This is a genomic window from Variovorax cryoconiti, from assembly GCF_051216395.1.
Classification (GTDB): Bacteria; Pseudomonadota; Gammaproteobacteria; order Burkholderiales; family Burkholderiaceae_C; genus Variovorax.
The window spans coordinates 105,737-132,107 of record NZ_JBPJZI010000005.1; the positions used below are offsets into that span (position 1 = coordinate 105,737).

At 69.2% G+C, this 26,371-nt stretch carries 26 protein-coding genes; 12 read left to right on the top strand and 14 right to left on the bottom strand.

Features of this window, described 5'->3' with window-relative positions:
• Window positions 1-263 precede the first annotated feature (263 nt).
• Together ACSFA2_RS14365 and ACSFA2_RS14370 are read left to right on the top strand one after the other, a co-directional pair.
• Window positions 264-977 carry a phosphatase PAP2 family protein gene (locus ACSFA2_RS14365; RefSeq protein WP_435455990.1) on the top strand — a complete coding sequence of 238 codons (714 nt, stop codon included), beginning with the start codon at window positions 264-266 and terminating at the stop codon, window positions 975-977.
• 46 nt (window positions 978-1,023) lie between these two features.
• Window positions 1,024-2,781: a phosphoethanolamine transferase gene (locus ACSFA2_RS14370; protein ID WP_435455991.1), complete on the top strand. Its 1,758-nt coding sequence runs from the start codon at window positions 1,024-1,026 to the stop codon at window positions 2,779-2,781.
• Window positions 2,782-2,785: 4 nt separating this feature from the next.
• Here ACSFA2_RS14370 and ACSFA2_RS14375 read toward each other — a convergent pair whose 3' ends face one another.
• Window positions 2,786-3,376, bottom strand: a complete 591-nt coding sequence (locus tag ACSFA2_RS14375) for a peroxidase-related enzyme (RefSeq protein WP_435455992.1) — start codon at window positions 3,374-3,376, stop codon at window positions 2,786-2,788.
• A gap of 183 nt (window positions 3,377-3,559) precedes the next feature.
• Between ACSFA2_RS14375 and ACSFA2_RS14380 the strand changes: the two genes are divergently transcribed.
• The 3 genes from ACSFA2_RS14380 to ACSFA2_RS14390 all read left to right on the top strand — a co-directional run bounded on the left by ACSFA2_RS14380 (window position 3,560) and on the right by ACSFA2_RS14390 (window position 7,611).
• Window positions 3,560-4,291 carry a gluconate 2-dehydrogenase subunit 3 family protein gene (locus tag ACSFA2_RS14380; RefSeq protein ID WP_435455993.1) on the top strand — a complete coding sequence of 244 codons (732 nt, stop codon included), beginning with the start codon at window positions 3,560-3,562 and terminating at the stop codon, window positions 4,289-4,291.
• A gap of 144 nt (window positions 4,292-4,435) precedes the next feature.
• Window positions 4,436-6,208: a GMC family oxidoreductase gene (locus tag ACSFA2_RS14385; protein ID WP_435455994.1), complete on the top strand. Its 1,773-nt coding sequence runs from the start codon at window positions 4,436-4,438 to the stop codon at window positions 6,206-6,208.
• On the top strand, window positions 6,205-7,611 hold the full coding sequence (locus tag ACSFA2_RS14390; protein ID WP_435455995.1) for a c-type cytochrome: 1,407 nt from the start codon (window positions 6,205-6,207) through the stop codon (window positions 7,609-7,611). The genes ACSFA2_RS14385 and ACSFA2_RS14390 overlap by 4 nt, the downstream gene beginning before the upstream one ends.
• A 26-nt stretch (window positions 7,612-7,637) precedes the next feature.
• On the opposite strand, the gene ACSFA2_RS14395 is transcribed toward ACSFA2_RS14390, so the two are convergent.
• Window positions 7,638-7,805 carry a hypothetical protein gene (locus tag ACSFA2_RS14395; protein ID WP_435455996.1) on the bottom strand — a complete coding sequence of 56 codons (168 nt, stop codon included), beginning with the start codon at window positions 7,803-7,805 and terminating at the stop codon, window positions 7,638-7,640.
• 194 nt (window positions 7,806-7,999) lie between these two features.
• On the opposite strand from ACSFA2_RS14395, the gene ACSFA2_RS14400 reads away from it, so the two are divergent.
• Window positions 8,000-8,902 carry a hypothetical protein gene (locus tag ACSFA2_RS14400; protein WP_435455997.1) on the top strand — a complete coding sequence of 301 codons (903 nt, stop codon included), beginning with the start codon at window positions 8,000-8,002 and terminating at the stop codon, window positions 8,900-8,902.
• Window positions 8,903-8,904: 2 nt separating this feature from the next.
• Here the strand turns inward: ACSFA2_RS14400 and ACSFA2_RS14405 are convergent, their stop codons facing one another.
• The 5 genes from ACSFA2_RS14405 to ACSFA2_RS14425 form a co-directional block, all read right to left on the bottom strand.
• Window positions 8,905-9,882, bottom strand: a complete 978-nt coding sequence (locus ACSFA2_RS14405; RefSeq protein WP_435455998.1) for a Bug family tripartite tricarboxylate transporter substrate binding protein — start codon at window positions 9,880-9,882, stop codon at window positions 8,905-8,907.
• Window positions 9,883-9,923: 41 nt separating this feature from the next.
• Entirely contained in the window at window positions 9,924-11,291 is a 1,368-nt protein-coding gene (eat, locus tag ACSFA2_RS14410; RefSeq protein WP_435455999.1) for an ethanolamine permease, read from the bottom strand.
• Between the two features lie 80 nt (window positions 11,292-11,371).
• Window positions 11,372-12,640, bottom strand: coding sequence for a beta-ketoacyl-[acyl-carrier-protein] synthase family protein (locus ACSFA2_RS14415; protein WP_435456000.1), 1,269 nt, complete (start codon window positions 12,638-12,640; stop codon window positions 11,372-11,374).
• On the bottom strand, window positions 12,637-12,921 hold the full coding sequence (locus ACSFA2_RS14420; RefSeq protein WP_435456001.1) for an acyl carrier protein: 285 nt from the start codon (window positions 12,919-12,921) through the stop codon (window positions 12,637-12,639). Before ACSFA2_RS14420 ends, ACSFA2_RS14415 begins: the two co-directional genes overlap by 4 nt.
• Before the next feature lie 38 nt (window positions 12,922-12,959).
• Window positions 12,960-13,802, bottom strand: coding sequence for an alpha/beta hydrolase (locus ACSFA2_RS14425; protein ID WP_435456002.1), 843 nt, complete (start codon window positions 13,800-13,802; stop codon window positions 12,960-12,962).
• Between the two features lie 164 nt (window positions 13,803-13,966).
• On the opposite strand from ACSFA2_RS14425, the gene ACSFA2_RS14430 reads away from it, so the two are divergent.
• On the top strand, window positions 13,967-14,662 hold the full coding sequence (locus tag ACSFA2_RS14430) for a response regulator transcription factor (protein ID WP_435456003.1): 696 nt from the start codon (window positions 13,967-13,969) through the stop codon (window positions 14,660-14,662).
• A 135-nt stretch (window positions 14,663-14,797) separates the two neighbouring features.
• On the top strand, window positions 14,798-15,166 hold the full coding sequence (locus ACSFA2_RS14435) for an FKBP-type peptidyl-prolyl cis-trans isomerase (protein ID WP_435456249.1): 369 nt from the start codon (window positions 14,798-14,800) through the stop codon (window positions 15,164-15,166).
• On the opposite strand, the gene ACSFA2_RS14440 is transcribed toward ACSFA2_RS14435, so the two are convergent.
• The 3 genes from ACSFA2_RS14440 to ACSFA2_RS14450 form a co-directional block, all read right to left on the bottom strand.
• On the bottom strand, window positions 15,163-16,410 hold the full coding sequence (locus ACSFA2_RS14440) for an MFS transporter (protein WP_435456004.1): 1,248 nt from the start codon (window positions 16,408-16,410) through the stop codon (window positions 15,163-15,165). The genes ACSFA2_RS14435 and ACSFA2_RS14440 overlap by 4 nt on opposite strands.
• Before the next feature lie 117 nt (window positions 16,411-16,527).
• Window positions 16,528-17,466 carry a VTT domain-containing protein gene (locus ACSFA2_RS14445; protein WP_435456005.1) on the bottom strand — a complete coding sequence of 313 codons (939 nt, stop codon included), beginning with the start codon at window positions 17,464-17,466 and terminating at the stop codon, window positions 16,528-16,530.
• Between the two features lie 62 nt (window positions 17,467-17,528).
• On the bottom strand, window positions 17,529-18,224 hold the full coding sequence (locus ACSFA2_RS14450) for a LuxR C-terminal-related transcriptional regulator (protein WP_435456006.1): 696 nt from the start codon (window positions 18,222-18,224) through the stop codon (window positions 17,529-17,531).
• Window positions 18,225-18,396: 172 nt separating this feature from the next.
• On the opposite strand from ACSFA2_RS14450, the gene ACSFA2_RS14455 reads away from it, so the two are divergent.
• Together ACSFA2_RS14455 and ACSFA2_RS14460 are read left to right on the top strand one after the other, a co-directional pair.
• A complete protein-coding gene (locus ACSFA2_RS14455; RefSeq protein WP_435456250.1) occupies window positions 18,397-18,864 on the top strand; it encodes a ribonuclease HI family protein in 468 nt (155 codons plus the stop codon).
• A gap of 96 nt (window positions 18,865-18,960) precedes the next feature.
• Window positions 18,961-20,514, top strand: a complete 1,554-nt coding sequence (locus tag ACSFA2_RS14460; protein WP_435456007.1) for a GGDEF domain-containing protein — start codon at window positions 18,961-18,963, stop codon at window positions 20,512-20,514.
• An 18-nt stretch (window positions 20,515-20,532) separates the two neighbouring features.
• On the opposite strand, the gene ACSFA2_RS14465 is transcribed toward ACSFA2_RS14460, so the two are convergent.
• The 3 genes from ACSFA2_RS14465 to ACSFA2_RS14475 form a co-directional block, all read right to left on the bottom strand.
• Window positions 20,533-22,125 carry an OpgD/OpgG family glucan biosynthesis protein gene (locus ACSFA2_RS14465; protein WP_435456008.1) on the bottom strand — a complete coding sequence of 531 codons (1,593 nt, stop codon included), beginning with the start codon at window positions 22,123-22,125 and terminating at the stop codon, window positions 20,533-20,535.
• A 74-nt stretch (window positions 22,126-22,199) separates the two neighbouring features.
• The gene (locus tag ACSFA2_RS14470) at window positions 22,200-22,430 is read right to left on the bottom strand and encodes a hypothetical protein (protein WP_435456009.1); all 231 of its coding nucleotides are present in this window, start codon (window positions 22,428-22,430) and stop codon (window positions 22,200-22,202) included.
• Window positions 22,431-22,579: 149 nt separating this feature from the next.
• Window positions 22,580-23,200: a LuxR C-terminal-related transcriptional regulator gene (locus tag ACSFA2_RS14475; RefSeq protein ID WP_435456010.1), complete on the bottom strand. Its 621-nt coding sequence runs from the start codon at window positions 23,198-23,200 to the stop codon at window positions 22,580-22,582.
• 88 nt (window positions 23,201-23,288) lie between these two features.
• Here ACSFA2_RS14475 and ACSFA2_RS14480 point away from each other — a divergent pair, with 88 nt between their 5' ends.
• Both ACSFA2_RS14480 and ACSFA2_RS14485 read left to right on the top strand, forming a co-directional pair.
• Entirely contained in the window at window positions 23,289-24,101 is an 813-nt protein-coding gene (locus ACSFA2_RS14480) for a CoA transferase subunit A (RefSeq protein WP_435456251.1), read from the top strand.
• Window position 24,102: 1 nt separating this feature from the next.
• Window positions 24,103-24,741 (top strand): 3-oxoacid CoA-transferase subunit B, encoded by a 639-nt coding sequence (locus ACSFA2_RS14485; protein ID WP_435456011.1) that lies wholly within the window; start codon window positions 24,103-24,105, stop codon window positions 24,739-24,741.
• Window positions 24,742-24,786: 45 nt separating this feature from the next.
• Here ACSFA2_RS14485 and ACSFA2_RS14490 read toward each other — a convergent pair whose 3' ends face one another.
• Window positions 24,787-26,298 carry an MFS transporter gene (locus ACSFA2_RS14490; protein ID WP_435456012.1) on the bottom strand — a complete coding sequence of 504 codons (1,512 nt, stop codon included), beginning with the start codon at window positions 26,296-26,298 and terminating at the stop codon, window positions 24,787-24,789.
• Window positions 26,299-26,371: the final 73 nt, after the last annotated feature.

Here is a 26,371-nt window from a genome sequence, read left to right on the forward strand (position 1 = left end):
AGCAGCGAGTCTAGGGCCTGTGAATGCTATTTCCGGAGATTGCGTTGCCCTGGGCCGGGCAACCCGAAGGGAAGGCATGCCCAGGCCAGCCACTCGGCGTTGCGCTCCTTGCATGTGCCGACGCACATGCGGCGTCACGCGCCTTGATTGGCCAGCCTGGGCACGCCTTCGCAACTCCGGAAATAGCGTTAACAGGCCCCGGAGCCTGGTCGCGGGCCGGGCCTTCAGGCTCGGTTCATGCGGCCTCGCTAGCCTCCGCGGCCATGACCCGTGGGACCCCGATCGCCTTCTCCCGACTTTTTCTCGCCACCCTCCTTGCGCTGCTGATGATCCTGCTGTGGGATGCCTCCGGCCTCGACCTGCCGATGGCCCGACTGGCCGGCGGCTCGCGCGGCTTCGCGCTGAGCGACGATGCGGCAGTGGTCCTGTGGCTGCACGAGGTGCCGCGCTTTCTGAGCTGGCTCAGCCTGGCGGTGCTGGCCGCTGCGGTGCGCTGGCCCTTCGCGCTGCTGCGGGGACTGACCCGGCGCGAGCGAATCCAGCTGGCGTTGACGGTGTTCGTCTCGGTGGTCGCCGTCTCGCTGCTCAAGAACAGCAGCCGCACGAGCTGTCCGTGGGACCTGGCCGAGTTCGGCGGCACCGCGCGCTACGTGTCGCACTGGGCGTGGACCGTGCACGACGGCGGACCGGGCCGGTGCTTCCCGGCCGGCCATGCCTCGGCGGCCTTCGCGTACCTGGGGGGGTGGTTCGTGTTGCGGCGCTCCATGCCGCGCGCCGCCTGGGTCTGGCTGACCATGGCGGCGTTGTTCGGACTGGTGCTGGGCCTCGCGCAGCAATGGCGCGGCGCGCACTACATGAGCCACACGCTGTGGACGGCCTGGGCGTGCTGGGTCGCAGGCTGGGCGGTCGACGGCGTTTTCCATCGCCGACGGCCAGTGTCCGATCCACAGGCGACGCCGAAGCTGAACGAAAGCTGAGCGCTTCGTTCAGGCTGATTTCAGTCCTGGTTTTCAACATCGGAAGATGATCGTTTCTTCCGAAGCCGCGGACCGCGTGCACCCGGCCGCCGCCGGCACTGGCTTTTCCGCTCCTGTCTCCCTGCGCTGGCCCGGCGCGCTGTCGAGGTTCGACACCTGGCTGTCGCGCCCCCGGTCGGCCCGGGTGGTGGTGGTGGCGCTTTCCGTCTATCTGCTGCTCGCCGCCAACTGGCCGCTCTGGCTGGAACTCGCACGCATCGGCGGTGCGCCCAGCGTGTACCTGCGCTGGGTGGGTGTGATGGCGTTGCTCGCTGGCTTCGGCACGGTGGCGGTGCTGTCCCTCACGGCATGGACGCGCGGCATGAAGCCGCTGTGGTTCGCCGTCGTGCTGCTGGCCGCGATCGCGCAGCACTACATGCTGACCTACCACGTCGTGATGGACCCGACGATGGCGGCGAATGCCATGCAGACCGACGTCCACGAGACGCGCGACCTGTTGAGCTGGCGCCTGCTGGTCAATGTGCTGCTGGTCTGCGCGCTGCCGGCCTGGGGCCTGCTGCGGGTGCGCATCCTGCCGATGCGGCCGCTGTCGCAACTCTGGCGCAATGTGGTGCTGTGCGCGGTGGCCCTTGCGGTGGTGGCGGCGAGCGCGGTGGCGACATCGCGCGAGCTGGCGCCGCTGATGCGCAACCACGTCACGCTGCGCTACATGATGAACCCGCTCGCGAGCCTCTATTCCGCCGGCGCGGTGGTGCTCAAGCCGCTGTTTCAGCACAGCCGAAAGCTGATCCCGATCTCCGGCGGCGCGGCGCTGGGCGCCAGCTATGCGGCGCAGAGCAAGCCGCCGCTCTTCGTCGTCGTCGTGGGCGAGACGGCGCGGGCCGATCACTTCGCGCTCAACGGCTATGCGCGCAACACCACGCCCGGGCTCGCCGCACGGCAGGTGGTCAGCTGGCCCAACGTGCATTCCTGCGGCACCAACACGCTCGCCTCGGTGCCGTGCATGTTCTCGCCGCTCGGCAAGGAAGGCTACGAGGGGCGCAAGGACGACTACGAGACCCTGGTCGACGTCGCGCAGGCCGCCGGGCTGGCGGTGCTGTGGATCGACAACCAGGCCGGCTGCAAGGGCGTGTGCGTGCGCGTGCCCACCGTCTCGGCGTCCGAGGGGCTCGACGCGGCCACGCGCAGCGCGCTGTGCGACGGCGACGAATGCCTGGACGACGTGATGCTCAAGAACATCGACCAGCGTATCGCCGCGCTGCCGGCCGAGCGACGCGATCGCGGCGTGCTGCTGGTGCTGCACCAGATGGGCAGCCACGGACCGTCCTACGCCAAGCGCTCGGCGCCCGACACCAAGCGCTTCATGCCCGAATGCACGACCAACGTGCTGGCCGACTGCAGCCACGGCGAACTGATGAACGCCTACGACAACTCCATTGCGCACACCGATCGCTTCCTGGCACGCACCATCGACTGGCTGCAGGCGCAGTCTTCGCGCTACGACACCGGCATGCTCTACATGAGCGACCACGGCGAGTCGCTCGGCGAGTACGGGCTGTTCCTGCATGGCCTGCCGTACAACATCGCGCCGGACGTGCAGAAGCATGTGCCGATGGTGGCCTGGTTCGGCGATGGCCTGAAGGCGCGCGAGCACCTGTCGACCGCGTGCTTGTCGAAGGGCCGCGACGCTGCGCTGACGCACGACAACCTCTACCACACGGTGCTCGGCGTGATGGACCTGAAGACACCGACCTACAAGCCGGCGCTCGACGCCTTCGCGGCGTGCCGCGGGCCGGCCGCCTGACCGGCTACTTCTTGTCGCGGGGCACACGCCCCATGAGGAAGAACTCGGTGTTCGGCTGCATGCCAGCGAAGCTCGCCATGCGGTTCGACAAGCCGAAGAAGGACGTGATGGCCGCGATGTCCCAGATGTCCTCGTCGTCGAAGCCGTGCACGTGCAGCGCAGCGAAGTCGGCGTCGTCGATTTCATGCGACCGGTCGCACACCTTCATCGCGAAATCGAGCATCGCGCGCTGCCGCGGCGTGATGTCGGCCTTGCGGTAGTTGACGGCCACCTGGTCCGCGACCAGCGGCTTTTTCTCGTAGATGCGCAGCAGCGCGCCGTGTGCGACCACGCAGTAGAGGCACTGGTTGGCCGCGCTGGTGACGGTCACGATCATCTCGCGGTCGCCCTTGGTGAGCGAGCCTTCTTCCTTCAGCATCAACGCGTCGTGGTACGCGAAGAAGGCGCGCCATTCGGCGGGCCGGCGGGCGAAGGCGAGGAACACGTTGGGCACGAAGCCGGCCTTCTCCTGCACCGCGAGCACGGCGGTCAGGATGTCGTCAGGCAGGTCCTTCAACTCGGCCATGGGATAGCGCGCTGCGGTGAGAGAGGGCATGGTCTGTCTCCTTGTAGGTAGGTCGTTGGCGGACATCATGCCTCGGTGAAGCCGTTGGCCGATTCGCGCCAAACATTGGCCGACTTCATCGCTCGGAAGTGCTGCCGTCCGATTGCTTGAACAACGTCGCAGTGCCATGCTGGACGCATAACAACACAGCGGCCTCGTGCTGCAGATTCATCGATGACTGACGTTCCTTCACCGGGTCGGCGCGGCTTTCTGCGTCGGTCCATCGCGATCGTTCCCGCGGCCGGTGCACTCACGGCGACCGGCTTTGTGGCAGGCCAGCAAGTGGCAGCGCAGACTGCCGCGGCACCCGCCGCTTCTTCCGCCTCGCCCTACAACCCGGTGTACTTCCACGCGCAAGAGTGGGCCTTCATCCAGGCCGCGGTGGCACGGCTCATCCCCTCCGACGACACCGGCCCCGGCGCCATCGAAGCTGGTGTGCCCGAGTTCATCGACCGGCAGATGGAAGGCGCCTTCGGCCAGGCGGCCACCTGGTACATGCAGGGCCCCTTCGTGCCCAGCTCGCCGCTCTTCGGCTACCAGGGAAAAATGCTGCCGCGCGAGGTCTACCGTGCCGGCATCGCCGCGACCGATGCATGGTGCAAGCAGCAAAAGGGCGGCAAGCGCTTCGCCGAACTCGATGCGGCTGCGCAGGACGAGGTCTTGAAGGGTCTCGACGGCGGCACGATCCAGTTCGCCGAGGTCGGCGCCAAGGACTTTTTCAACTTCCTGCTGCAGAACACCAAGGAAGGCTACTTCAGCGACCCCATCCATGGCGGCAACAAGAACGCCGTGGCCTGGAAGATGATCGGCTTCCCGGGCGCGCGTGCCGACTTCCTCGACTGGGTCGACAAGCCCGGCGTCCACTACCCGCTGCCCCCCGTCAGCATCAACGGGCCGCAAACATGAATCACCCCCGAAGCGCCTGCGGCGCCTCCCCCTCAAGGGGGCGATACCAGCGGCCCGGCAAAGCCGGTTCCGCGGTATCCCTGGAATGTGGCGGCGTCAACCTCGCGTATCGCGGATCTCGCAATAGCACGGTGGAGAACTAGCATGGCCACCATCAAGAAACCCAGTGTCGACGCCGTGCTGGTCGGCTTCGGCTGGACCGGTGCCATCATGGGCATGGAGCTCACCGCCGCCGGCCTGAACGTGCTGGCGCTGGAGCGCGGCGAGAACCGCGACACCGTGCCCGACTTCGCGTACCCGCGCATCACCGACGAGCTGAGCTACGGCATCCGCGGCAAGCTGTTCCAGAACCTCTCGAAGGAGACGGTGACCATCCGCCACACGCCGGCCGACGTGGCGGTGCCGTACCGGCAGCACGGTTCCTTCCTGCTGGGCGACGGTGTCGGCGGCGCCGGCGTGCACTGGAACGGCCACCACTGGCGCGCGCTGCCAGCCGACCTGCAGCTGCGCAGCACCTACGAAGCGCGCTACGGCAAGAAGTTCATCCCCGAGGGCATGTACCTGCAGGACTTCGGCGTCACGTATGACGAGCTCGAGCCGCACTTCGACATGTTCGAGAAGATCTGCGGCACGGCAGGCAAGGCCGGGAACATCAAGGGCCAGATCCAGGCCGGCGGCAACCCCTTCGAAGGCTGGCGCGCCAACGAATACCCGCTGCCGCCGCTGGCGTCGCCCAACAGCGCGGTGCTCTTCGAGAAGGCTGCGCGCGAACTGGGCTATCACCCGTTCCCGCAGGCCGCGGCCAATGCATCGCGGGCCTACACCAACCCGCACGGCGCGCAGCTCGGCCCCTGCAACTTCTGCGGCTTCTGCGAACGCTATGGCTGCTACATGTATGCGAAGGCGTCGCCGCAGACCACGCTGCTGCCGACGCTGATGAAGCGGCCCAACTTCGAGCTGCGCACGCGTTCGCACGTGCAGCGCGTGACCCTGTCGCCCGACGGCAAGCGCGCCACCGGCGTGACCTACATCGATGCGCAGGGCAACGAGGTCGAGCAGCCCGCCGACCTGGTGGTGCTGTGCGCCTACCAGATGCACAACGTGCGCCTGCTGCTGCTGTCGAACATCGGCAAGAAATACGACCCGGCCACCGGCGAGGGCGTGGTGGGCCGCAGCTATGCCTATCAGTTGAACGGCGGCGCCACGCTGCATTTCGACAAGGACCAGCCGATGAACCCCTTCGTCGGCGCCGGCGCGAGTGGCCATGCGATGGACGACTTCGACGGCGACAACTTCGACCACGGGCCGCTGGGCTTCGTCGGCGGCGCGACCATCAACTGCATCAACACCGGCGGCCGGCCGATCCAGCAACTCGCGTTGCCGGCCGGCACGCCGACCTGGGGCGCGGCCTGGAAGAAGGCGGCCAAGGAGAACTACGTCTACCAGACCAGCGTCGGCAGCCAGGGCTCGGTCATGGCCTACCGCGACAACTACCTCGACCTCGACCCCACCTACAAGGACGCCTTCGGCCAGCCGCTGCTGCGCATGACCTTCGACTGGAAGGACAACGACATGGCGATGACTGCCTTCATCGGCACGAAGGTGGAGCAGATCGCCAAGGCGATGGGGCCGAAGCACATCAGCATGGGCTTCAAGAAGAAGGGCGAACACTACGACGTGCGGCCCTACCAGTCGACCCACAACACGGGTGGTGCCGTGATGGGCACCGACCCGAAGACCAGCGCCATCAACCGCTACCTGCAGACCTGGGACGTGCCCAACGTGTTCGTGATGGGCGCCAGCGCCTTTCCGCAGAACTTCGGCTACAACCCGACGGCCGTCGTGGGCGCGCTGGCATACTGGTCGGCCAAGGCGATCCGCGAAACCTACCTGAAGAACCCGGGAGCGCTCGCATGAACGCGGCCACCAAGACGCGCTTGCGGGTGACGGGGCTCGGCATCGTCGTGGCCGCGCTGCTGTCGACCTGGGCCTTCGGCCAGAAGGCGAACCCGGTGTCGGGTGGCGTACCCTCGACGCCTGCCGTGGCGACCACTGGCGCCAGCCAGGCGCCGTCGTCCGACCCGACGGTCGAACGAGGCCGCTACCTCGCGCGTGCCGGCGACTGCGTCAGCTGCCACACCGGCCCCTCGAACGTGCCCTTCGCGGGCGGTCTGCCGATGGCGACGCCCTTCGGGACGATCGTGTCGAGCAACATCACGCCCGACAAGGGCGCGGGCATCGGCGATTACACCGAGGCCGAGTTCGCCCGCGCGCTGCGCGAGGGCGTGCGGCGCGACGGCCAGCACCTGTACCCCGCCATGCCGTACCCCTCGTTCGCCAAGCTGAACGACGCGGACATGCATGCGCTCTACGTCTACTTCCAGCAGGGCGTGGCGCCTTCGTCCGCCAAGCCGCCGCCGACCGAGCTGCCATGGCCCTTCAGCCAGCGCTGGCTGATGACGGGCTGGAACCTGCTGTACCTCGACAAGCACACGTACCAGCCCGACAGCGCGCGCAGCGCCGAATGGAACCGCGGGGCCTATCTCGTCCAGGGCCTGGGCCATTGCGGCGACTGCCACACGCCGCGCAGCCTGGCCGGCGGCGTGAAGGCGTCCAACGAGCGGCAGGGCGACAGCTATCTGGCCGGTGCACTGATCGATGGATGGCTCGCGCAACCGCTGCGCCACAACGACCGCGGCGGCGCGGCGCAATGGTCGACCGACGACATGGTCGCTTATCTGCAGACCGGCCGCACCGCGCACACCGCGGCCTTCGGCCCCATGGCGCAGGTGGTGCAGAACAGCACGCAGTACATGCGCCGCGAAGACCTGGCGTCGATCGCGACCTACCTGCAGTCGATCGGCACGCCGCCCGCGACGCCGGCGCCGATGCAGGCTGCGGTGGTGGCTGCGGCCGAAACGCACACGAGCACGCAGAAGCTGCGTGCGGGCACGGTCGAAGATGCGGGTGGCATGGTCTATCTGAACAACTGCAACGCCTGCCACCGTTCGAGCGGCGCGGGCGCGGATGGGGTGTTCCCGTCACTGGCGGGCAACAGCGTGGTCAATGCGAAGGACCCGACCTCGCTGATCCGCATCGTGCTGGCTGGCTCGGCGATGCCGAGCACCGAGTCGCGCCCGTCGGCGCTTGACATGCCGGGCTTCGGCTGGCGGCTGAGCGACGACAACGTCGCTGCATTGCTGAGCTTCGTGCGCAGCAGTTGGGGAAACAAGGGAGAGGCCGTGACACCGGCCGAGGTGGCGAAGGTGAGAAAGACGATCGAACCCGACGAGAAGAGCGCGCAGCCCTCGAGCCGTTGACCGGCCCGCTTGTTGCGGCCGACGGGTCAGTCCTTGTCGGACGCTGCGCTGTCGTCGTCCTTGTCCGTGTGCTTCAGCGCCGGCTTCATGCCGGGCTGAGGCGCATGCTCGGCGTCAGGGGCGATCTCCTCGCCGTGGTTCTTCTTTTCCTGGTGCACTTTTTTGTCGTGCGCGACATTGCGTGGATCGGTCATGCCTCGACCATGCGTGCGCATGCAGAGGCGCCACGTCGGACGGCGTGCCGGCTGCGGGTCCGCCTGTCCTACCTTGCGACCGGTGGCGAGCTGTCGGGGTGCGATCCATTTCTGCGTCGGATGCGTATGCGTACGTGGATCCAGCGCGCCAAGTCCAGTATCCGGGCGCGCAACCCACGCATCCGGAGCAGATCATGACGAGCCCTGTCCACACCGTTTCCCGTCGCGCCTGGTTGGGCGCGCTGACGCTTCCCTGGCTGGTGGGCGGCTGCAGCACGCCGCTGCCGCTGGTCCCGTCGCCGGCTGGCGACGCGAATGCCGCGGCGCGACTGCGCGAGAGCGCGGACGCGCACGGACTCGACGCGTATCGGGCGCTGACCGACATCAACGTCAGCTACGACGGCCAGTGGCGACCGCTGATCAACCGCATCCAGCCCGAGGTCGTCGACCAGGGCTTTCGCGGAAGCTCTCAGGAACGACTGCTTCCTGCGGCCGGCATCGTCGCGCAGGCCTACACCGGGCCGATGGGCCGCAAGCAGGTCACCTGGCGCCGTGGACGTGGAGCGCCCGACGACCCGGGCGAGGTGGCGGTGTGGGTCAACGGCGTGCGCAGCGACGATGCGGCCGCGCGCGATGCCGCCGCGCTGGTGGCCGAGGGCTACGGGCTTTTCCTGCTCGGGCCGCTCTGGTTGGTGGACCGCGGGCTTCGTGTGCAGATGGCCGGCACGGAGCGGGTCGACGGCCGCACCTGCGACGTGGTGGACGTCTGGCTCACGCCGGGGCTCGGCCGCGTCGCGACCGACCGTGTGGCGCTGTGCATCGACCGCGTCGACCAGCGCGTGCACCGCATGCGCTTCACGCTCGAGGGCTTCGCCGGCACCCGGGGCGCGGTGGCCGAAGTCGACACCTTCGAGCACGAAGAGCGCTTCGGCGTGGTCTGGCCGATGCGATCCTACGAGCGCATCGTGCACCCGATCGCCTTGCCGGCGCACGACTGGCATGTCACCGGACTGGATGTCAACCGGCGCTACGGGCCGGGTGACGTGGCCGGGCCGTCGTTCACCGGCGCGGCGGCTGCGCCGGCACAGGCGCTGTAGCGCTACTGCGGCACCAGCCCCGCCGCCTTCACCAGCTCGGCATGGATCCGGATCTCCTCGCCGATGACCTGGCCGAGCGGTTTGACGTCGTCGACGGCGGGCTCCATCCCCACCTCCAGCAGCTTGGTCCTGGCGTCGCCGCGGAGCATCGACTTCACCGATTGGTTCAACCGGTCGAGGATGGGCTGCGGTGTCCGGGCCGGCGCCAGCAGCCCGATCCAGGCCGACAGCACGACGTTGTCGATACCGCCTTCACGCAGTGTCGGAATGTCCGGCGCCGAGACCGCGCGCTTCTCGCTCAGCACGCCGATCGGGAACAGCTTGCCGGCCTTGATGTGCGGCAGCGCCTCGGGCAGCGGCGCGAACGCCATGTCGACCACGCCGCCGATCAGGTCGGTGATGGCCGGGGCGCCGCCCTTGTACGGAATGTGCAGCAGCTTGGTGCCGGTGCGGCTCTCGAACATCAGGCCTGCCAGGTGCTGGGGGCTGCCGTCGCCCGAGGACGCATAGGTCAGTTTGCCCGGGTTGGCCTTGGCGGCCGCCAGCACGTCGGCCGCGGTGGCGAAGCGCGTCTTGTCGCGCACCACCAGCACCATCGCCTGGTTGACCAGCTTGGTCACCGGGGCGAAGTCGGCTTCGGGGTTGTAGGGCAGCGTCTTGAAGATGCTCTTGTTGGTGGTGAGGAAGGAGGCCGGCGACACCATGATCGTGTAGCCGTCCGGCAGCGCCTTCGCCACCACCGGCACGCCGATCTGGCCGGACGCGCCGGCGCGGTTGTCGATCACGAAGGGCTGGCCCAGGTCGGTCGACAGCTGCTGGCTCACCATGCGCGCGACCATGTCGACGCTGCCGCCGGCCGGCAGCGCGACGATGACCTTGACGGGGCGGCTGGGGTAGGGGTCTTGTGCCCAGGACGGCGCGACGATCACCAAGGCGGACGCGGCACCGAGTGCCGGGAGGAGGGAGCGGGCAAAGAACATGGGTCGTTCGCTTTCAAGAATCAGACAAGTCGGACGGGTCTTCAGCGCTTCGCCAGCATCGCGTCCGGCGCCGCCGCGCCGCGCTGCGCGCCGGTCAGCAGGAAGTAGCCGTAGGCCGCGGCCATCAGCGCGAGGAACAGCAGCGTCAGCATGCCGTTGAACCACACCATGGCGCCCAGGCAGACCACGCCCAGCCCGAGCGCGACGGCCGGGAACACCGGGTAGAAGGGCGCGCGGTAGGTGCGTTCCAGGCCCGGCTCGGTGCGGCGCAGGCGGAACAGCGCGGCCATCGACACGAGGTACATGACGATCGCGCCGAGCACCGCCATGGTCACGATGTTGGCGGTCAGCGTCTGGCCGCCGAAGCTCACCCATTCGTCGCTGAAGATCGCCACGATACCGATGACGCCACCGGCCAGCAGCGCGCGGTGCGGCGTGTTGAAGCGCGGGCTCAGCGCGGCGAAATAGGCCGGCAGGTACCCGGCGCGGGCCAGCGCGAAGATCTGGCGCGAGTAACCCATGATGATCCCGTGGAAGGACGCGACCAGCCCGAAGAGGCCGATCCACACCAGCATGTGCAGCCAGCCGCTGTTCTCGCCGACCACCACCTTCATCGCCTGCGGCAACGGGTCGTTGATGTTGGCGAGCGTGCGCCAGTCGCCCACGCCGCCGGCGAAGACCATCACGCCGAAGGCCAGCACCACCAGCGTGACGATGCCGGTGGTGTAGGCGATGGGGATGGTGCGGTGCGGGTCGCGCGCCTCCTCGGCCGCCATGGCGGCGCCCTCGATGGCCAGGAAGAACCAGATCGCGAAGGGGATCGACGCGAAGATGCCCGAAATGGCCGCGCCGTTGAGCACGTCGCCGCCCGCCCAGCCGTGGGCCACGAAGTTCGCCATCGACCAGCCCGGCGCGACCACGCCCATAAAGACCAGCAACTCGAAGATGGCCAGCACCGTCACGAAGAGCTCGAACGCCGCCGCGATGCCCACGCCGATCCAGTTGAGGCCGATGAAGAGCACGTAGGCCCCGAGCGCGAACCACTTGGGGTTGACGGCCGGGAACTGCACGTTGAGGTAGGCGCCGATGGCCAGCGCAATGGCCGGCGGCGCGAAGACGAATTCGACCAGCGTCGCGAAGCCGGCAACGAAGCCGCCGGTCGGCCCGAAGGCGCGCCGCGCATAGGCGAAGGGCCCGCCCGCGTGCGGGATGGCGGTCGACAGCTCGGTGAAGCTGAAGATGAAGGTGGTGTACATCGTGGCCACCAGCACCGTGGCGACCAGGAAGCCGAGCGTGCCGGCGGTGGCCCAGCCGTAGCTCCAGCCGAAGTACTCGCCCGAGATCACCAGCCCGACGGCGATGCCCCACAGCTGGAAGGGGCCGAGCACTTTCTTGAGACCTGTCGTCACGGGCTGTTCTCCTGGTTGGGACTAACCAGTGCACCCGTGCAAAAACAGTGCCACGGCAGGCCGCGGCGTGGCGCGAGGCCCTAGCCCGCCCGCGTCGCGATCAGCACGGCGTTGGTACCGCCGAAGGCAAACGAGTTGGTGAGCGCATGTCTGAGATGCGGCGCCGGACGCGCAGAGCCCCGCACGAGGTCGAGATGGATGTCGGGATCGACGTCAGCCCGGTTCGACATGGGCGGCAGCCGGCCATGGGTGAGGGCGCGCAGCGCGACGATCAGCTCCACCGCACCGCCGCTGCCCAGGAGGTGGCCGTGCAGCGGCTTGGTCGAGCTGATCGGCACCGCGCTGCCGAAGACGGCGGCCACCGAACTCGCCTCGGCCGCGTCGCCGGCCTGCGTGCCGGTGCCGTGCGCATTGATGTAGCCGATGTCCGCGGGCTGCAGGCCGGCGTCGGCCAGGGCGGTGCGCAGGGTCCGCATCTGGCCCGCCGGGTCGGGCTGGGTCATGTGGGTGCCGTCGCAGTGGGTCGCATAGCCGGCGAGCGACCATTCCACGGCGGCGCCACGCGCCTGGGCGTGCGCCGCCGATTCGATCACCAGGGCCGCGGCGCCCTCGCCGAGCGCGAAGCCGGTGCGGTCCGCCGCGAACGGGCGGCAACTGGTGCCGGGGTCGTCGCCCGGCGGCGCGGTCACGCGCATCGCGTGCCAGCTCGCGAGTGTCCCCGGCGTGAGCATCGCTTCGTGCCCGCCGACGATGGCGACGTCGATCCAGCCGCCGCGAATCGCCCGCATCGCCTCGCCGATGGCCACCGCGGACGAGGCGCAGGCACAGGCATAGGACAGCGCCGCGCCGCGCGCGCCGAAATGCAGGCCGATCTCGGCCGCCGCGGCGTTCGGCATGGTGGTCAGCACGGTGGTCGGCCGCACGCGCTGCGCATCGGCATACAGCCCGCGGGCCGTGGCGTCGAAGCTGGCGCTGCCGGCCATGCCGCTGCCCCAGTAGACGCCGAGACGATCGCCGTCGAACGCCTGCGCGCCCAGCCCGGAGGCCGTGAAGGCGGCGCGGGCGGCGCCCATCGCCATCGCCGTGCCCCGGTCGAGCGGCAGGCGTGAGCTGCTGCGCCCGCTGTCGTCGAAGTCGCACGCCGCAACGCCCATCGTGAAGGGCTCCATGCGCGGCAGCGCCACGCTGTGCGAGCGCACGGCCGAGCGCATGTTGAACAGGGCGTCGTCGAAGGCTTCCAGCGTGGTGCCCAGGGGCGTGATCAGGCCCAGCCCCGTGACGGCGATCTGGCCGGTGCGTGGCGCCGGTCGGCGTGGCGCGACCGCGGCCGCGGCATAGGGATCCCTCATGCGTGAGCGGCCAGTGGTGCGAGCACCGTGACGGGCTGGTCCAGCATCTCGTCGACCACGCCGCACAGCTGTTCGAGCGTGATGCCGGCCTCGCGCGGGTCGAGTCGGTCTTCCGGGATGCGAAGCTGGAAGGCGTCCTCCACGGCGAAGACGAACTCCATCAACGCCAGCGAGTCCAGGCCGAGGTCGACCAGCGTCGTGTCAGGGCCTATCTGTTCGGAAGGGATCTTGAAATCGCCTTCGAGGATGGCGGCGATGCTGTTGAAAACGGGGGATGGCATGCAAAAGACTCCTGCAGGTTCAAAGGCGAGCCGCGCCTTCAAGCGGTGTCGTGCGCGAGCGCAGCGGCGAACGCGGTCGTCGCACGGACGACCTCTTGACGGTCGTTGTCGATGGTGATCATGTGGAAGCTGTTGCCCAGCACCACGGCGCGGAACGAGCCACAGCAGAGGCCGCGTGCCAGGAGGGCCACGTTCGCGACGCTGGCCACCTCGTCCTCGCGGGCGTGCAACACGAGAATGCGGGCGCACACGACCTGGTCGAGGCGCGCGCGCACATGGCGCCGCAGGCGGTCGTGCTCGCGAAGATGGCCGATGTCGATCACGGCGCTGCCGGCGCGCGAGATCCGGCGCGCCTGAAGCTCGCGTGCGATCCAGGCGCGCACCCGCTCGTTCTTGACGCCATAGGGTGGGCATTCCCTATAGCGCCAGAAGCGACCGAGCGGGGTGTAGAGCGCCAGCGGCAGCAGCGCATGCAGCCGCGAAATGGCCCAGCCGTCGACACGCAGCGGGGTGGACATCAGCACCAGCGCATCGACGCGCGTGCCGCAGCGGATCGCCGTGCCCAGCGCCAGCGTCGCACCGGCGGAGAGGCCGATGAGCATCACGCGCGCATGCGTCGTACGGAGGGCGTCGACCCGGCGTTCGACGGCGTCGATCCAGCACGACCAGGGCGCAGCGGTCTGCACCGTGGCGGCGGGGTCGAAGGCATAGCCCTCGATGCGCGGCGCTTCGACGGTGTAGCCGAGGCTGCGCAGCGGGGTCTCCACGGCACGCAGTTCTTCGGGCGTGCTGCACAGGCCGTGCAGCAGCACGATGGCGGTGCGCGCGGTGGCCGAAGGGTCGCCCTGCAGCGCCTCGGACCAGGCATCGCGGGCGCTCATAAGGCAACCTTCGCCCTGCGGGCTGCGGTGCGAGCGCCTTCGGGCGGCCGGGCGGCATTCATGCCAGAAGCTCGAAAGTCATCGCCGGTTTATCGTCCCCGGGCCCTGACCGAGCGCTGACATGCCGTTTGTGGTGTTAATCGCCCGCCTGATAGCCTTGGCGCATGCGAATTCTGGTGGTCGAAGACGATGCGGTGCTCAGCGACGTGATGGTGCGCAGCCTCACCGACGCGGGCCACCGCATCGACCTGGCATCCAGTCTGGCCGACGCCGATGGCCTGTGGCAGGTCCAGGTCTTCGACGCCGTGCTGCTCGACTTGAACCTGCCGCAGGCCACCGGCGCGCATGCGATGGGCAACGACAGCAGCGGCCTCACCGCCTTGCGCAAGGCGCGGGCGCGCGGCGATCGCACGCCGGTGCTGGTGCTGACCGCACGCAACCGGACCGAGGAGCGCATCGCGGGCCTCGACGCGGGCGCCGACGACTACCTGGGCAAGCCTTTCGATCTCGCGGAAGTCGAGGCGCGCCTGCGTGCGCTGGTGCGGCGCGCCAAGGACACCGAGGACTACGTGTCGGTCGCCGAACTCAACCTCGATCGCAAGCTGCGCCGGTTCAGCATCGGTCGCGACCCGCTCGAGCTGCCGGCGCGCGAGTTCGAGGTGCTGGTCGAGCTGATGACGCCGCCCGGTCGGGTGGTGAGCAAGCGGGCCCTCTCCGACAAGCTGTCGAGCTTCGACGAGGCGCTGGGCGACAACGCCCTGGAAGCGTTCATCTCGCGCCTGCGCAAGAAGCTCATCGGCAGCGGTGCCGGCATTCGCACGCTGCGCGGCATCGGCTATCTGGTGGAACCCGAGACCTGATCGTTTGGCGGCCCCATCCCCCTGGGCATGGCGCATGGCAATAATGGCCACTTCCAACTCTGCAAGGAAGCTCTCGTGCGATCCATTCTCAAGGCGGCCTTCGTGTCGCTGTGCGCCATCTCCGCCGTCTCTGCCATGTCTGTCGCCTCGGCCCAAAGCGCCCCGGTCACCACGCCCAGCGGCCTGATCTACCAGTCGCTCAAGGAGGGCAGCGGCACCTCGCCGGCCGCCAGCGACACCGTCAAGGTGCACTACCGCGGCACCTTCCCCGACAGCGGCAAGGAATTCGACAGCTCCTACAAGCGCGGCGAACCGATCGAGTTCCCGCTCTCGGGCGTGATCCCCTGCTGGACCGAGGGCGTGCAGAAGATGAAGCCGGGCGGCAAGGCCAAGCTGGTGTGCCCGCCGAACATCGCGTACGGCGCACGTGGCGCCGGCGGGGTGATTCCGCCGAACGCCACGCTGAACTTCGAGGTCGAGCTGATCTCGGTCAAGGGGCGCTAAGGGGCGCTGAGCGCACGGGGCGCGCGGCCCAGCGTGCCCGTCACCAGTGCGGCGCCTACCACCAGGGCGCTGCCGAGCAGCATGGCGCTCGCGATGCCGCTGCCATCGACCACGAGGCCGCCGAGCAGCGCGCCCGAGGCGATCGCCACCTGGAAGGCCGTGACCAGCATTGCCTGGCCGGCTTCCGGCGCTTCCGGCAACGCGTTCAGCATCCAGCCGGTGGCGGCCACCGGCACCATCCCGAAGGCGACGCCCCAGGCCAGCACCACTGCCGCGCCGGCCAGCAGCCCGTCACCCACCACCGTCGACATCGCCAGCGAGGCGGCCAGCAGCACGGCGGTGGCCAGCAGGCCGAGCCGCGGGCTGCGCGCCACCAGTTGCCCGCCGATGAAATTCCCGATGAAGCCGGCGGCGCCGTAGGTCAGCAGCAGGGCGGTCACGAGCACGGGCGACAGGCCGAACACGGCCTGCAGCAAGGGCTTGAGGTAGGTGTAGGCCGCGAAGTGGCCGGCCACCAGCAGCACGATGGCGCCCAGGCCGACGCGCGACAGGCGCCGGGTCAGCGGCAGCAGCAGGTCGCGCGGGCGGATGGCGCGGGCGGCGGGCAGCGCCGGCAGCAGCCACAGCTGCATGGCGAGCACTACGACGGTCAGCGCTGCCGACACGGCGAAGGCCGAGCGCCAGCCGGCGACGCTGCCCAGCAGCGCCCCGGCCGGCACGCCGAGCACGGTGCCCACCGAGATGCCGGCCAGGATGATCGACATCGCGCGGGCCTGCGCCATCGGCGGCACCAGCTGCGTGCCCACACCCGGCGCGAAGGCCCAGAAGCCGCCCACGCACAGGCCAAGCAGCAGTCGCGCCGCCAGCATCGTTCCGAAGTTCGGCGCGAAGGTGGCGAGCAGGTTCGACAGCAGCAGCAAGGTGCTCAGCGCGATCATCACGGTACGCCGGTCGAGCCGGCCCGCGGCTACTGTCAGCGCCGGTGCGGCGATGGCGGCGAGCACGCCGGGCATGGTCATCATCAGGCCGGCGGTGCCGTCGGACACGTTCAGCCCGCGCGCGATGTCGGTGAGCAGGCCCACCGGCAGGAATTCGGTGGTCACCATCACGAAGGTGCCGACGGCGATCGAGCCAACAGCCAGCCAGGCGGCGCGCGAGGCGTCGGCCGGGGTGGTCGCGGCCCGTGCGGGCGGCGCGTCGAGCAGGTCGTCGCAGGTGGTGCAGGAGGAGGAAGAAGGCGTCATCGGGAAGGCGGGCGGCAGCGTGGCGATAGGGCCTCGCAGTGTGGTCGCCCTGCGTGACGAGACCAAGTGGCCGTGGGCCAGCAGTGTGTTTCCCTGCCGCCAACAATGCGCCGTGCGTCAACCGATCTCGGTGGGGTGGCCCGAGGCGAGCCAGGCGTCCAGGCCGCCGGCCAGCGGCCGGGCCTGCTTCACGCCGTGGGCCGCCAGCAGCCGCGCCCCCATGGCGGCGGTCACCTCGTTGGGACAGTTGCAGTAGAGGATGACATGGCGGTCGTGGGGCAGCGCGGGAATGCCGCGGTTCTTCTTCATGTCCTGCAGGTGCACCACCAGCGCGCCGGGAATGCGGCGGGGTTCCAGCTCGGCGCCGGCCGGCGAGCGCACGTCGATCACCACCGGCGGTGCCTCCGAGGCCATCAACGCGTGCAGTTCGTCGACCGTGACGCGCGGGATGTCGATGGCGAGCAGCATCGCGCGCCGTCGCCAGTAGCGCAGGCCGATCCCCGCGGCCACCGCCACCAGCAGCACCAGCAGCGCCGCCGCGCCGGCGTCGGCCATGGCGTCGAGCACCGCCTGGATCTGCGTGCTGAAGAGCCAGCCGGGAATCAGGAAGGCCGCCGACCAGATGGCCGCGGCGAGGGTGTCGAAGCCGATGAAGCGCGCCGTCGACATGTGCAGCGCGCCGGCCATCGGCGGCGCCACCACCGACACGCCCGGCACGAACTTGGCGGCGATCAGCGAGGCCCCGCCCCAGCGCGTGATGAGCGATTCGCTCTGCCGCACGCAGGTGTCCGGCGACAGCGACACCTTGCACAGCAGCCGCATCATCCGGTGGCCGAAGCGGCGTCCGGCATAGAACCAGGCGGCATCGCCCAGCAGGTTCCCGAGCAGCGCGCCCAGCACCGTGGACCAGAGGGGGATCTGCCCCATGGCGACCAGCCCGCCCGCCACCACCAGCACCGCCGACGCCGGGATCGGCGCACCCAGCCGCGCCGCGAGCGTGGCGAAAAAGACCACCGCGACGCCGCGCTCGGTGGCCAGGGACAACAGTTCTTGCATGCGGGCAATCTAACCGTTTCGTCCCCGCGTTGCCGGCGCCCATGCGCCGACCGAAAGAAACGTCAGGCGGCTTGCGCGGCCGAGTAGCTGGGAACGTGCAGCGTGGGCCGCATGAAGTGCGACGGCACGGGCAGGGTCGGGCGCCTCACCTCGCGTTCGATGGCGATCAGCCCGCGCCGCGACGCCACGGCGGCCGCTTCGGTGCGGCTGCGCGCATCGAGCTTGCCGAGGATGGCCTTGACGTGCGTCTTCACGGTGCCCACGGCGATGTCGAGCCCGCTGGCGATGGCCTTGTTGCCGCGGCCTTCGGCGATGAGCTGCAGCACGTCGAGTTCGCGCGGCGTGAGTGCCTCGTGGATCAGGCTGTCGGCCAGGCGATGGCTGACGGCCGCGCAGAGCGCCCGCGCCCCGCGTGCCACCGACCGGATGCCGTCGGCCAGCTCCTGCAGCTGGCAGCTCAGCAGCAGGTAGCCGTGCACGCCGGCCTCGAGGGCGGCGCGCACCTCGCGTTCGCGGTCGATGGTGGTGACGACCATCACCCGGCACAGCGGATGCGCATGCTTGCGCGCCTGCAGTGCCCAGGCAACGCCGCCGCTGTAGTCGGCGATGACGATGTCGGCGGAGGCCGGGTCGGCGTCGACGCCGTGCACCGAGACCTCGAAGTCCGGTTGCTGGCGCAGCGCGGTGGCAAGACCGATGGCCACCAGCGGCTCGTCGTGCATCACGAGCACCTGAAGTCGGTCGGTGAGATGTTGCATGGGCGTTCTCCGGAGCGTTGGGGGGGGCCACCAGTGTCGTGACGCCATGCTGGCGTCCCGTGTCGAAGCACCCCCGCCCATATGTCATCTGAAACAAAGCGGCCATCGATGCGTGACGCCGGTTCCCGCGGGCCGGGCCGGAGCGCATTTGTTCGGTGGTAGCGTCCAGGGCATGTTGCCGCCCGATGCGTCCGATGTTCCCTGCTGGGTCGTCCATTGCGACGGCAGTGCCCAGCCCAATCCGGGGCGCATGGGACTGGGTGCGGTGCTCGTCGCGCCGGACGGCAGCCGCCAGGCGCTGTCGGAAGCGGCCCCCGAGCGGGGCTGCAACAACGAGGCCGAGCTGCGCGCCCTGATGGCGGCGCTGCATCGGCTGATCGCCCAGGGCGCGACGGCGGCCCGTCTCTACAGCGATAACAGCATCCTGGTCGAGCAGCTTCGGGGCGCGGGCGAGATTCCGCCGGTGGCGCGCCTCGCGCCGCTGTTCGACGAGGCCCGGGCCTTGCTTGCACGGGTCGAGCGCAGCAGCGTTCAATGGGTGCCGCGACACCGCAACGCCGAGGCCGACGCGCTGGCCCGTGCGGCGCTGGGGCTGGCGCCCAAGCCAGCCCGCAAGCCGGGATCGGGTCGCAGGCGCTGACGTCCGCCGCGGCGAACGCCCGGCCGCATGCGCCGTCCCGTCTATCCTCGGGCCGTGTCCTGATGTCCTGATGTCCACCGAGGTTCTGCCAGCGCGATGAAAGCCATTCCGAAACAACAGGGGCCCGGCGTCCTGCGGTTCAACCTGTTCGTCTGGCTGCTGCTGGTGAGCCTGCTCGCCACGCTGCCCATGCTCACCTATTCGGTCTTCACGTTCCGCAACCGGGTGGCGGAGCGACAGGTGCAGGGTCAGGAGGCGCTCGGGCGCCGGGCGGCTGCCTCCGCCATGGCCATCCAGCAGGAACTCAAGAGCGTCGAGCTGGAGCTTCGTACGCTCGCGCAGTCCGACATCGTGATCAATGGCGACCTCTCCACGCTCCACGAATTCGCCCGACGCGTCGTGGTGGCCGACCCACGCATCGCGGCATTCCGTCTGGCCGACAGGAACGGCCGGCAGTTGTTGCGCACCGACGAACCCTTCGGCAAGGACCTGCCGCCCGTGCCCGCCGGCCAGGCGACGCTGCGGGTTTTCGCGCTCGGCGAGCCCGAGGTCTCGCCGGTCTTTCTCGACGAACGCAGCCGGGAAGGGCACGTGGCGTTGACGGTGCCGATGAAGGTGGGCGCAGACGCGCTCTATGCGATCACCGCCTTCCTGAAAAGCGGCGCGATCACGGGCCGGCTGAACGAAGCCGAGTGGCCGCCCGGGTGGGTCGCCGTCGTCCTTGATGGACAGCGCCGGATCGTGGCCCGTTCCCAGGATTCGCAGCGTTTCATCGGCGAACCGAGCACGCCGTCGCTGACCGACGCCCTCGATCGCGGGCTGACGTCGTTCAGGTCGCAGACGAAGGACGGCGTCGAGGTGATCACCCGGATCGCGGACGTCCCGGCGTTCGGCTGGAAGGTGGTGGTCGGCCGATCGTCGTCGGCGATCGATCGGGAGGTCCGGGCCGCGCTGGCCAGCGTGCTGATGGGCGGGCTCGGCTGTGCCGCGCTGGGCATCGTGTGCGCGCTCTATGTGGCGCATGTGCTGCGCAAGCGCATCCGCGCCGTCATCGATGCGGTGCGCGAAGGGGGCGACACGGTCCACACGTCCAGCGCCGTGAAGGAGATCGATCAGCTGGCGATGGCGCTGACCTCCGCCCGCAAAAGCGTGGGCCGCACGATCGCCGAGCTCGATGCGGCCCGGCGCGATGCACTGACCGGCCTGCGCGGCCGCGCGCTCTTCATGCAGGACGCTGCAGCCGTCATCGATGCGGCGCGGATCGGCGGCCCCGACGACCGGGTCGCGCTGCTCTACATCGACCTGGACGGCTTCAAGGAGGTCAACGACCGTTACGGCCACGAAGCCGGCGACCGGGTGCTCAAGGGCGTGGCCGAGGTGCTGCTGACGAGTCTTCGCGGCAGCGATGTGGTCGGGCGTATCGGTGGCGACGAGTTCGCCGCCTGCCTGTGTGCGCCGGCCGACAAGATCGCCAGTGTGAGTTCCCACGCTGCCGAGCGCATCGTCACGGCGGTCGCTGCCCTGGGGAACGGGGTCGGCTGCAGCATCGGGGTCGCGATCGGTGGCGACTCCGAGCTGGAAGTGCTGCTCGACCGCGCCGACAAGCGGATGCTGGCCGAGAAGAAGCAGCGCCGCAGTCGCAGCGGCTAAACGCCCGTCCGGGCGGCGCTAGGACGGCCGGTACTGGTAGAGCCAGGTTTCCGACAGCGCCTGGGTGCCGCGCCGCAGGAAGAGCCGCATGTCCACCGGTTCGTCGTCTTCAGCCGCATGGTCGAACTGCGCGCGCCAATGGCCCGGCACGCCGTTGGGCACTGGCTCGGCAAAGGTGTAAGAGAAGCTGCCGCGTGTGGCGGTCAGCACGAGTTCGGGCCGCGTGCCGAAGGGCAATGCGGCGAGCGGCGCGCCGACGAACTCGACCATGAACTTGCGCAGGCCGGCCGGCCGTGGCTTGCCCGGCTGCCCGCCGCGGCCGGTGCGGGTGGCCACGCAGCGCGCCAGTGGTGTGGGGTGGGGCTCGGCGTCGGTCCAGTGCAACCGGTAGCGCAGGCGGTAGCGCGCACCGGCGGTCGCCGGCGCCTGGGGCACCCAGAAGGCGACCACGTTGTCGTGGATTTCGTCGTCCGTCGGGATCTCGACGAGTTGCACCGCGCCTTCACCCCAGTCGCCGATCGGCTCGACCCACAGGCTGGGCCGCCGCTCGTAGTGCACGCCATCCAGGTAGTGGTCGAAGGCGCGGTCGCGTTGCAGCAGGCCGAAGCCGCGCGGCTTGGCATCGGCGAAGGCAGATGCCGTCGTCTGCGCCGGGTTGTTGAGCGGGCGCCAGACACGCTCGCCGTTGCCGCGCCACAACGCCAGACCATCGGAGTCGTGCACTTCGGGGCGCCAGTCGGCGGCGGTCGGGCGCGTTTCCGAATACCAGTACATCGAGGTCAGCGGCGCGATGCCCAGCCGCGCCACATCGCGGCGCAGGAACAGCCGGCAGTCCACCTCCATCACGACGGCCTGCCCGCGCTGCATCACGAAGCGGTAGGCGCCGGCGAGGCTGGGGCCTTCGAGCAATGCGAAGACCGTGACGCTGTCGCCGCCGTCCGCCGGCGGCTCGAAGTAGAAATGGGTGAAGGCCGGGAATTCCTCGGCCTGGCCCGGCACCGCCACGTTCAGCGCGATGCCGCGGGCCGATAGGCCGTACTGGTAGAGCGCACCGATCGCGCGGAAGTAGGAGGCGCCGAGGAAGGCGACCCAGTCGTTCTTGCGCCAGTCCGGCGCGCTGGCGTCGCCCCGTCGGCTCTCCTGGAAGCGGAAACCGGCGAAGCCGGCACCCGGGGGCAGCTGCCGCGCCGGGCTGTCGGCCGGCATGTCGAAATAGCCGGGGTCGTAGAGGATCTCGCGCTCGAAGCCGTCGCCGGCCGCGGTCTCGATCAGGTGCATGCGGACCGGTGTCGGGAAGAAGCGCCCGAGGTGGAAGAAGGTGACCGGGAAGGCGCCGGGGCCGTCACGAAAGAGAGCGCTGCCGGGGTCGAAGCGGATCTTCCCGTGCGCCTCGTAGTCGATCCGATCGAGCACGCCGGCGGGCGGCGTCGGCGCGGCCATGAAAGGGCGCCCCGCCAGCGACTCGGCTTGTGCGGCGAGGCGTTCGAAGGAAAAGGGGCCGGGGCGGCCCAGCCTCAGGCCGGTCGCGGCGAAGGCTGTCTCGGTGGTTCCCAGGGCGGCGAACGCGGCGGCGGCGCTGCCGGCCGCGAGAAAGGTGCGTCGGTCGAGCATGGCCGTCCATGCTGCCGAAGATGCCGTGCGCGCGCTGTAGGCGCAGGGCCGGCCTTGCTACAAATCAGTGAGGATCAGGCGAATTCCGCCGGGGCCTTGCCCCACGAGCGTGTCGACATGCGGCGCAGCAGGTCGAGCTGCCGAACTTCCTCGGCGTCGCGCAGGCTCTTGGCCGCCCGGGCTGCGACATAGTCGACGAACAGGGCGTCGACCCGGCCTGCCCATTCGCGCGCCGCCTCGGGGCAGGCAGGAATGTCGAGGCCACTCTTGCGGAGGATGTCGGCTTTCTGAACGGTGGTGAGCATGGCGTGGCCTGAAGAAACGGGACGATGTCAATCTATCGGCAGCGTAAGCCCTGAGCCATTGGCTACATGGCGTATGCAGGTGTCGGACGATGCCAACTACTACCGGAATCGGCATCTGCATGCGTCCGGCGGCGGGTTCCGGGCGCCGATCAGCCCGCCATCAGCTTCTGAACCAGTTCGGCCGTGGTCGCCGCGGCGTACTTGCGCATCAGCCGGGCGCGGTGCAGTTCGACCGTCCGGTGGCTGATGTCGAGCACCTTGCCGATCTCCTTGGAGGTCAGCCCCTGCATCACCTGCGCGGCCACCTCGCGCTCGCGCGGCGTGAGCTGGGCCTGCCCCGAACTGGTCGACGGGGCCTTGGCCGTCCGGCGCGAGCCGAGGTCCTCGAAGGTCCAGATGCCGGCCTCGTGCGGCGCGGCCCGGTTGAGCGCATGGCCGGTCACGTGGCACCAGAAGGTCTCGCCGGCGAAGGCGCCGTGCAGGTCGCCCAGGCGCCGCATCATGCGGTTGTCGGCATAGCGGCCGCTGGCGTTGAGGATCGGCACCATGCGCTTGCCGATGCGCTCGAATTCGGCGACGCTCGGGTACAGCACGCGGAAGGACTGGCCCACCAGCATCTCGCGGGCCGCACCGAACATCTCGCAAAGCCGTTCGTTGCAGTCGACCATCGTGCGGTCGCGCGACAGCACCATACCGACCGGCGCGTGCTCGAAGGCCAGCCGGTAGTCGATGACGGCGGTCGCTGCGGTGGCGCTCTCGGGTGTCTCCATTACGAAATACTACGTATGCGGGTACGTAGTATCGTCGCAGGCAGTTTCCCTCTCATTCACACGCACCTCGCGAGGATCACGACCCATGGTGAACAAGATCTATGCCTCCGCCAAGGAGGCACTGGCCGGCGTCGTCGCCGACGACCAGATGCTCGCCGTCGGCGGCTTCGGCCTCTGCGGCATTCCCGAGGCGCTGATCGACGCGCTCAAGGAAAGCAACGTACAGAACCTGACGGTCGTCTCGAACAACGCGGGCGTCGACGGTTTCGGCCTCGGCAAGCTGCTCGAAACGCGGCAGATCAAGAAGATGATCGCCAGCTACGTCGGCGAGAACAAGGAGTTCGAGCGCCAGTACCTGGCCGGCGAACTCGAACTCGAATTCACGCCGCAGGGCACGCTGGCCGAGAAGTTGCGCGCCGGCGGCGCCGGCATCCCGGCCTTCTTCACCAAGACCGGTGTCGGCACCCAGGTGGCCGAGGGCAAGGAACTGCGCGACTTCGACGGCGAGACCTACGTCATGGAGCGCTCGCTGGTGCCCGACGTGGCGCTGGTCAAGGCCGACGTGGCCGACACATCGGGCAACCTGCGCTTTCGCCTGACGGCGCGCAACTTCAACCCGGCCGCGGCGATGGCCGGCAAGGTCTGCATCGTCGAGGTCGAGCGCATCGTCGAACTGGGCGAGCTGGCGCCCGACGACATCCACCTGCCGGGCATCTACGTGCACCGCATCGTGCTCAACGCCAACCCCGAAAAGCGCATCGAGAAGCGCACCGTGAGCGCCGCGGCGAAGGTCGATGTCGAGGCCGCCAAGGTCGAGGCGCAGGCCGTGATCGCGCAGGCCGCGGTCATCGACGAAATACCCGTCCCCAAAGTCCCCGCCAACAAGAAAGAGGGAGCCTGACATGCCCTGGACCCAAGACCAGATGGCCGCGCGCGCGGCCCGCGAGCTCGAAGACGGCTTCTACGTGAACCTGGGCATCGGCATCCCGACGCTGGTGGCGAACCACACCGGCGACAAGGAAGTCTGGCTGCAGAGCGAGAACGGCATGCTGGGCATCGGCGCGTTCCCGACCGAAGACGCGGTCGATGCCGACCTGATCAACGCCGGCAAGCAGACGGTGACCACGCTCCCGGGCAGCGCCATCTTCGGCAGCCACGACAGCTTCGCGATGATCCGTGGCGGCAAGATCAACCTGTCGATCCTTGGCGCCATGCAGGTGAGTGCCAAGGGCGACCTCGCCAACTGGATGATCCCCGGCAAGATGGTCAAGGGCATGGGCGGCGCCATGGACCTGGTGGCTGGCGTGAAGCGCGTGATCGTGCTGATGGAGCACGTCGCCAAGAAGAAGGACGGCACCGAAGACCTGAAGATCCTCGAGCAGTGCACCCTGCCGCTGACCGGCGTGGGCGTGGTCGACCGCATCATCACCGACCTCGCGGTGCTCGACGTGACGCCCGAGGGCCTGAAGGTGATCGAACTGGCCGAGGGCGTCAGCTTCGACGCGCTGCAGGCCAAGACCGGCGTGCAGTTGATCCGCTGATCGACCCACCCGAACCTTCGAGGCGCTGACCCGCCAGAGCTGCCCTCAGTGCAGGTTCTGCGGCAGCGCCTCTTTCGTTGGCGCCTCGCCGGTGCGCATGCCCAGCCCCTGCCGCGGCAGCAGGAACGCCAGCGCCACGATGCCCAGCGTGACGACCAGCATGATGAGGAAGGTGAACTGCAGCGAGCCGGCCAGCGCGGCGCGGATGGCGGTGTCACTCACGGTGGCGGCGGTGCCGCCATGCGCGCCCTGCAGCAGCTGGCGCAGTTGCGCCTCCGAGATCATCGTGCCGCCGTTCGCACGGCTTAAGCCCACGTTGAAGATCGCACCGAAGAAGGTGGCCCCCAGCGCGCTGCCCAGATTGCGCGAGAAGATGTTCGAGGCCGTCGCGATGCCGCGCTGCGACAGCGCCACCGATTCCTGGATGACGATCAGCGAGCCGAGGCTGAGCAGGCCCATGCCGAGGCCGATCACGAACGAGCCCACGCCGGCCAGCACGGGCGAACTGCCGGGCCGCAACAGGGCGAAGGCCAGCGCGCCGAGCGGGATCAGTGCGGACCCCACGAACACGATGCGCCACAGGCCGAAGCGGTGGAAGGTGCGCGACGCCAGCGTCGCGCCCAGCGGCCAGCCGAGCATCACCATCGTGAGTGCCAGCCCGGCCACGACCGACGAGCGCTCGAGCACCACCAGCACGTACATCGGCAGGAAGGTCGTGATGCCGATGAGCGACATGCCCACCAGGATCGAGGCGCCGTTGACGGTCGCGATGACCCGGGCGCCCCATAGGCGGAACGAGACCATCGGGTCGTGCGCGCGGCGTTCCTGAAAGACGAAGAGCGTGGCCACCACGACGAAGCCGATGGCCCAGGCCACGGCCGTGCCGGTGTTGCCGATGCCGAACTCGGTGAGCGCGATCATCAGCGAGGCGATGCCGACGGTGAACAGGAAGGCGCCGACCAGATCGATCGAACTGCGGCGTGCCGCAGGCGCTTCGCGCAGGAAGAACCAGAAGCCGGCAGCGGCCGCCAGGCCGATCGGGATGTTGATCCAGAAGATCCAGGCCCACGACATCTCCTGCACGATCAGCGCGCCGAGCATCGGCCCGAGCACCGCCGACACGGCCCACACGCTGGCCAGGTAGCCCTGCACCTTGCCGCGCTCGCGCACCGGGTACAGGTCGCCGACGATGGTCAGCGACACCGGCTGGATGGCGCCGGCGCCGATGCCCTGGATCAGGCGGAAGGCGATCATCGCGGGCATCGACCACGCGAAGCCCGCGAGGATCGAGCCCACCAGGAAGATCGCGATGCCCACGAACATCACCGGCTTGCGGCCGTACAGGTCGGACAGCTTGCCGAAGACCACCGTCATGGCCGTCTGCGCCAGCAGGAAGGACGCGAAGACCCAGCTGTAGAGGTGCAGGCCGCCCAGCGACGAGGCGATCTGCGGCATCACGGTGGAGACGATGGTGGCCTCGATCGCCACCATGGCCATGGAGGCCATGATCGACGCGATGACCAGCGGCCGGTTCGTTGTTCTGGGGGTGGAGCGCATGCGATGCCGCGAGGGGCCGGTCTCTGTAAAGCCGAAATGCTACAGACAAGCGCTCATCCCCGTACGGCGCTCG

Coding starts and splice junctions, on each gene's coding strand:
- ACSFA2_RS14365 (WP_435455990.1), top strand. CDS start 264: ATGACCCGTGGGACCCCGATCGCCTTCTCCCGACTTTTTCTCGCCACC.
- ACSFA2_RS14370 (WP_435455991.1), top strand. CDS start 1,024: ATGATCGTTTCTTCCGAAGCCGCGGACCGCGTGCACCCGGCCGCCGCC.
- ACSFA2_RS14375 (WP_435455992.1), bottom strand. CDS start 3,376: ATGCCCTCTCTCACCGCAGCGCGCTATCCCATGGCCGAGTTGAAGGAC.
- ACSFA2_RS14380 (WP_435455993.1), top strand. CDS start 3,560: ATGACTGACGTTCCTTCACCGGGTCGGCGCGGCTTTCTGCGTCGGTCC.
- ACSFA2_RS14385 (WP_435455994.1), top strand. CDS start 4,436: ATGGCCACCATCAAGAAACCCAGTGTCGACGCCGTGCTGGTCGGCTTC.
- ACSFA2_RS14390 (WP_435455995.1), top strand. CDS start 6,205: ATGAACGCGGCCACCAAGACGCGCTTGCGGGTGACGGGGCTCGGCATC.
- ACSFA2_RS14395 (WP_435455996.1), bottom strand. CDS start 7,805: ATGACCGATCCACGCAATGTCGCGCACGACAAAAAAGTGCACCAGGAA.
- ACSFA2_RS14400 (WP_435455997.1), top strand. CDS start 8,000: ATGACGAGCCCTGTCCACACCGTTTCCCGTCGCGCCTGGTTGGGCGCG.
- ACSFA2_RS14405 (WP_435455998.1), bottom strand. CDS start 9,882: ATGTTCTTTGCCCGCTCCCTCCTCCCGGCACTCGGTGCCGCGTCCGCC.
- ACSFA2_RS14415 (WP_435456000.1), bottom strand. CDS start 12,640: ATGAGGGATCCCTATGCCGCGGCCGCGGTCGCGCCACGCCGACCGGCG.
- ACSFA2_RS14420 (WP_435456001.1), bottom strand. CDS start 12,921: ATGCCATCCCCCGTTTTCAACAGCATCGCCGCCATCCTCGAAGGCGAT.
- ACSFA2_RS14425 (WP_435456002.1), bottom strand. CDS start 13,802: ATGAGCGCCCGCGATGCCTGGTCCGAGGCGCTGCAGGGCGACCCTTCG.
- ACSFA2_RS14430 (WP_435456003.1), top strand. CDS start 13,967: ATGCGAATTCTGGTGGTCGAAGACGATGCGGTGCTCAGCGACGTGATG.
- ACSFA2_RS14435 (WP_435456249.1), top strand. CDS start 14,798: ATGTCTGTCGCCTCGGCCCAAAGCGCCCCGGTCACCACGCCCAGCGGC.
- ACSFA2_RS14440 (WP_435456004.1), bottom strand. CDS start 16,410: ATGACGCCTTCTTCCTCCTCCTGCACCACCTGCGACGACCTGCTCGAC.
- ACSFA2_RS14445 (WP_435456005.1), bottom strand. CDS start 17,466: ATGCAAGAACTGTTGTCCCTGGCCACCGAGCGCGGCGTCGCGGTGGTC.
- ACSFA2_RS14450 (WP_435456006.1), bottom strand. CDS start 18,224: ATGCAACATCTCACCGACCGACTTCAGGTGCTCGTGATGCACGACGAG.
- ACSFA2_RS14455 (WP_435456250.1), top strand. CDS start 18,397: ATGTTGCCGCCCGATGCGTCCGATGTTCCCTGCTGGGTCGTCCATTGC.
- ACSFA2_RS14460 (WP_435456007.1), top strand. CDS start 18,961: ATGAAAGCCATTCCGAAACAACAGGGGCCCGGCGTCCTGCGGTTCAAC.
- ACSFA2_RS14465 (WP_435456008.1), bottom strand. CDS start 22,125: ATGCTCGACCGACGCACCTTTCTCGCGGCCGGCAGCGCCGCCGCCGCG.
- ACSFA2_RS14470 (WP_435456009.1), bottom strand. CDS start 22,430: ATGCTCACCACCGTTCAGAAAGCCGACATCCTCCGCAAGAGTGGCCTC.
- ACSFA2_RS14475 (WP_435456010.1), bottom strand. CDS start 23,200: ATGGAGACACCCGAGAGCGCCACCGCAGCGACCGCCGTCATCGACTAC.
- ACSFA2_RS14485 (WP_435456011.1), top strand. CDS start 24,103: ATGCCCTGGACCCAAGACCAGATGGCCGCGCGCGCGGCCCGCGAGCTC.
- ACSFA2_RS14490 (WP_435456012.1), bottom strand. CDS start 26,298: ATGCGCTCCACCCCCAGAACAACGAACCGGCCGCTGGTCATCGCGTCG.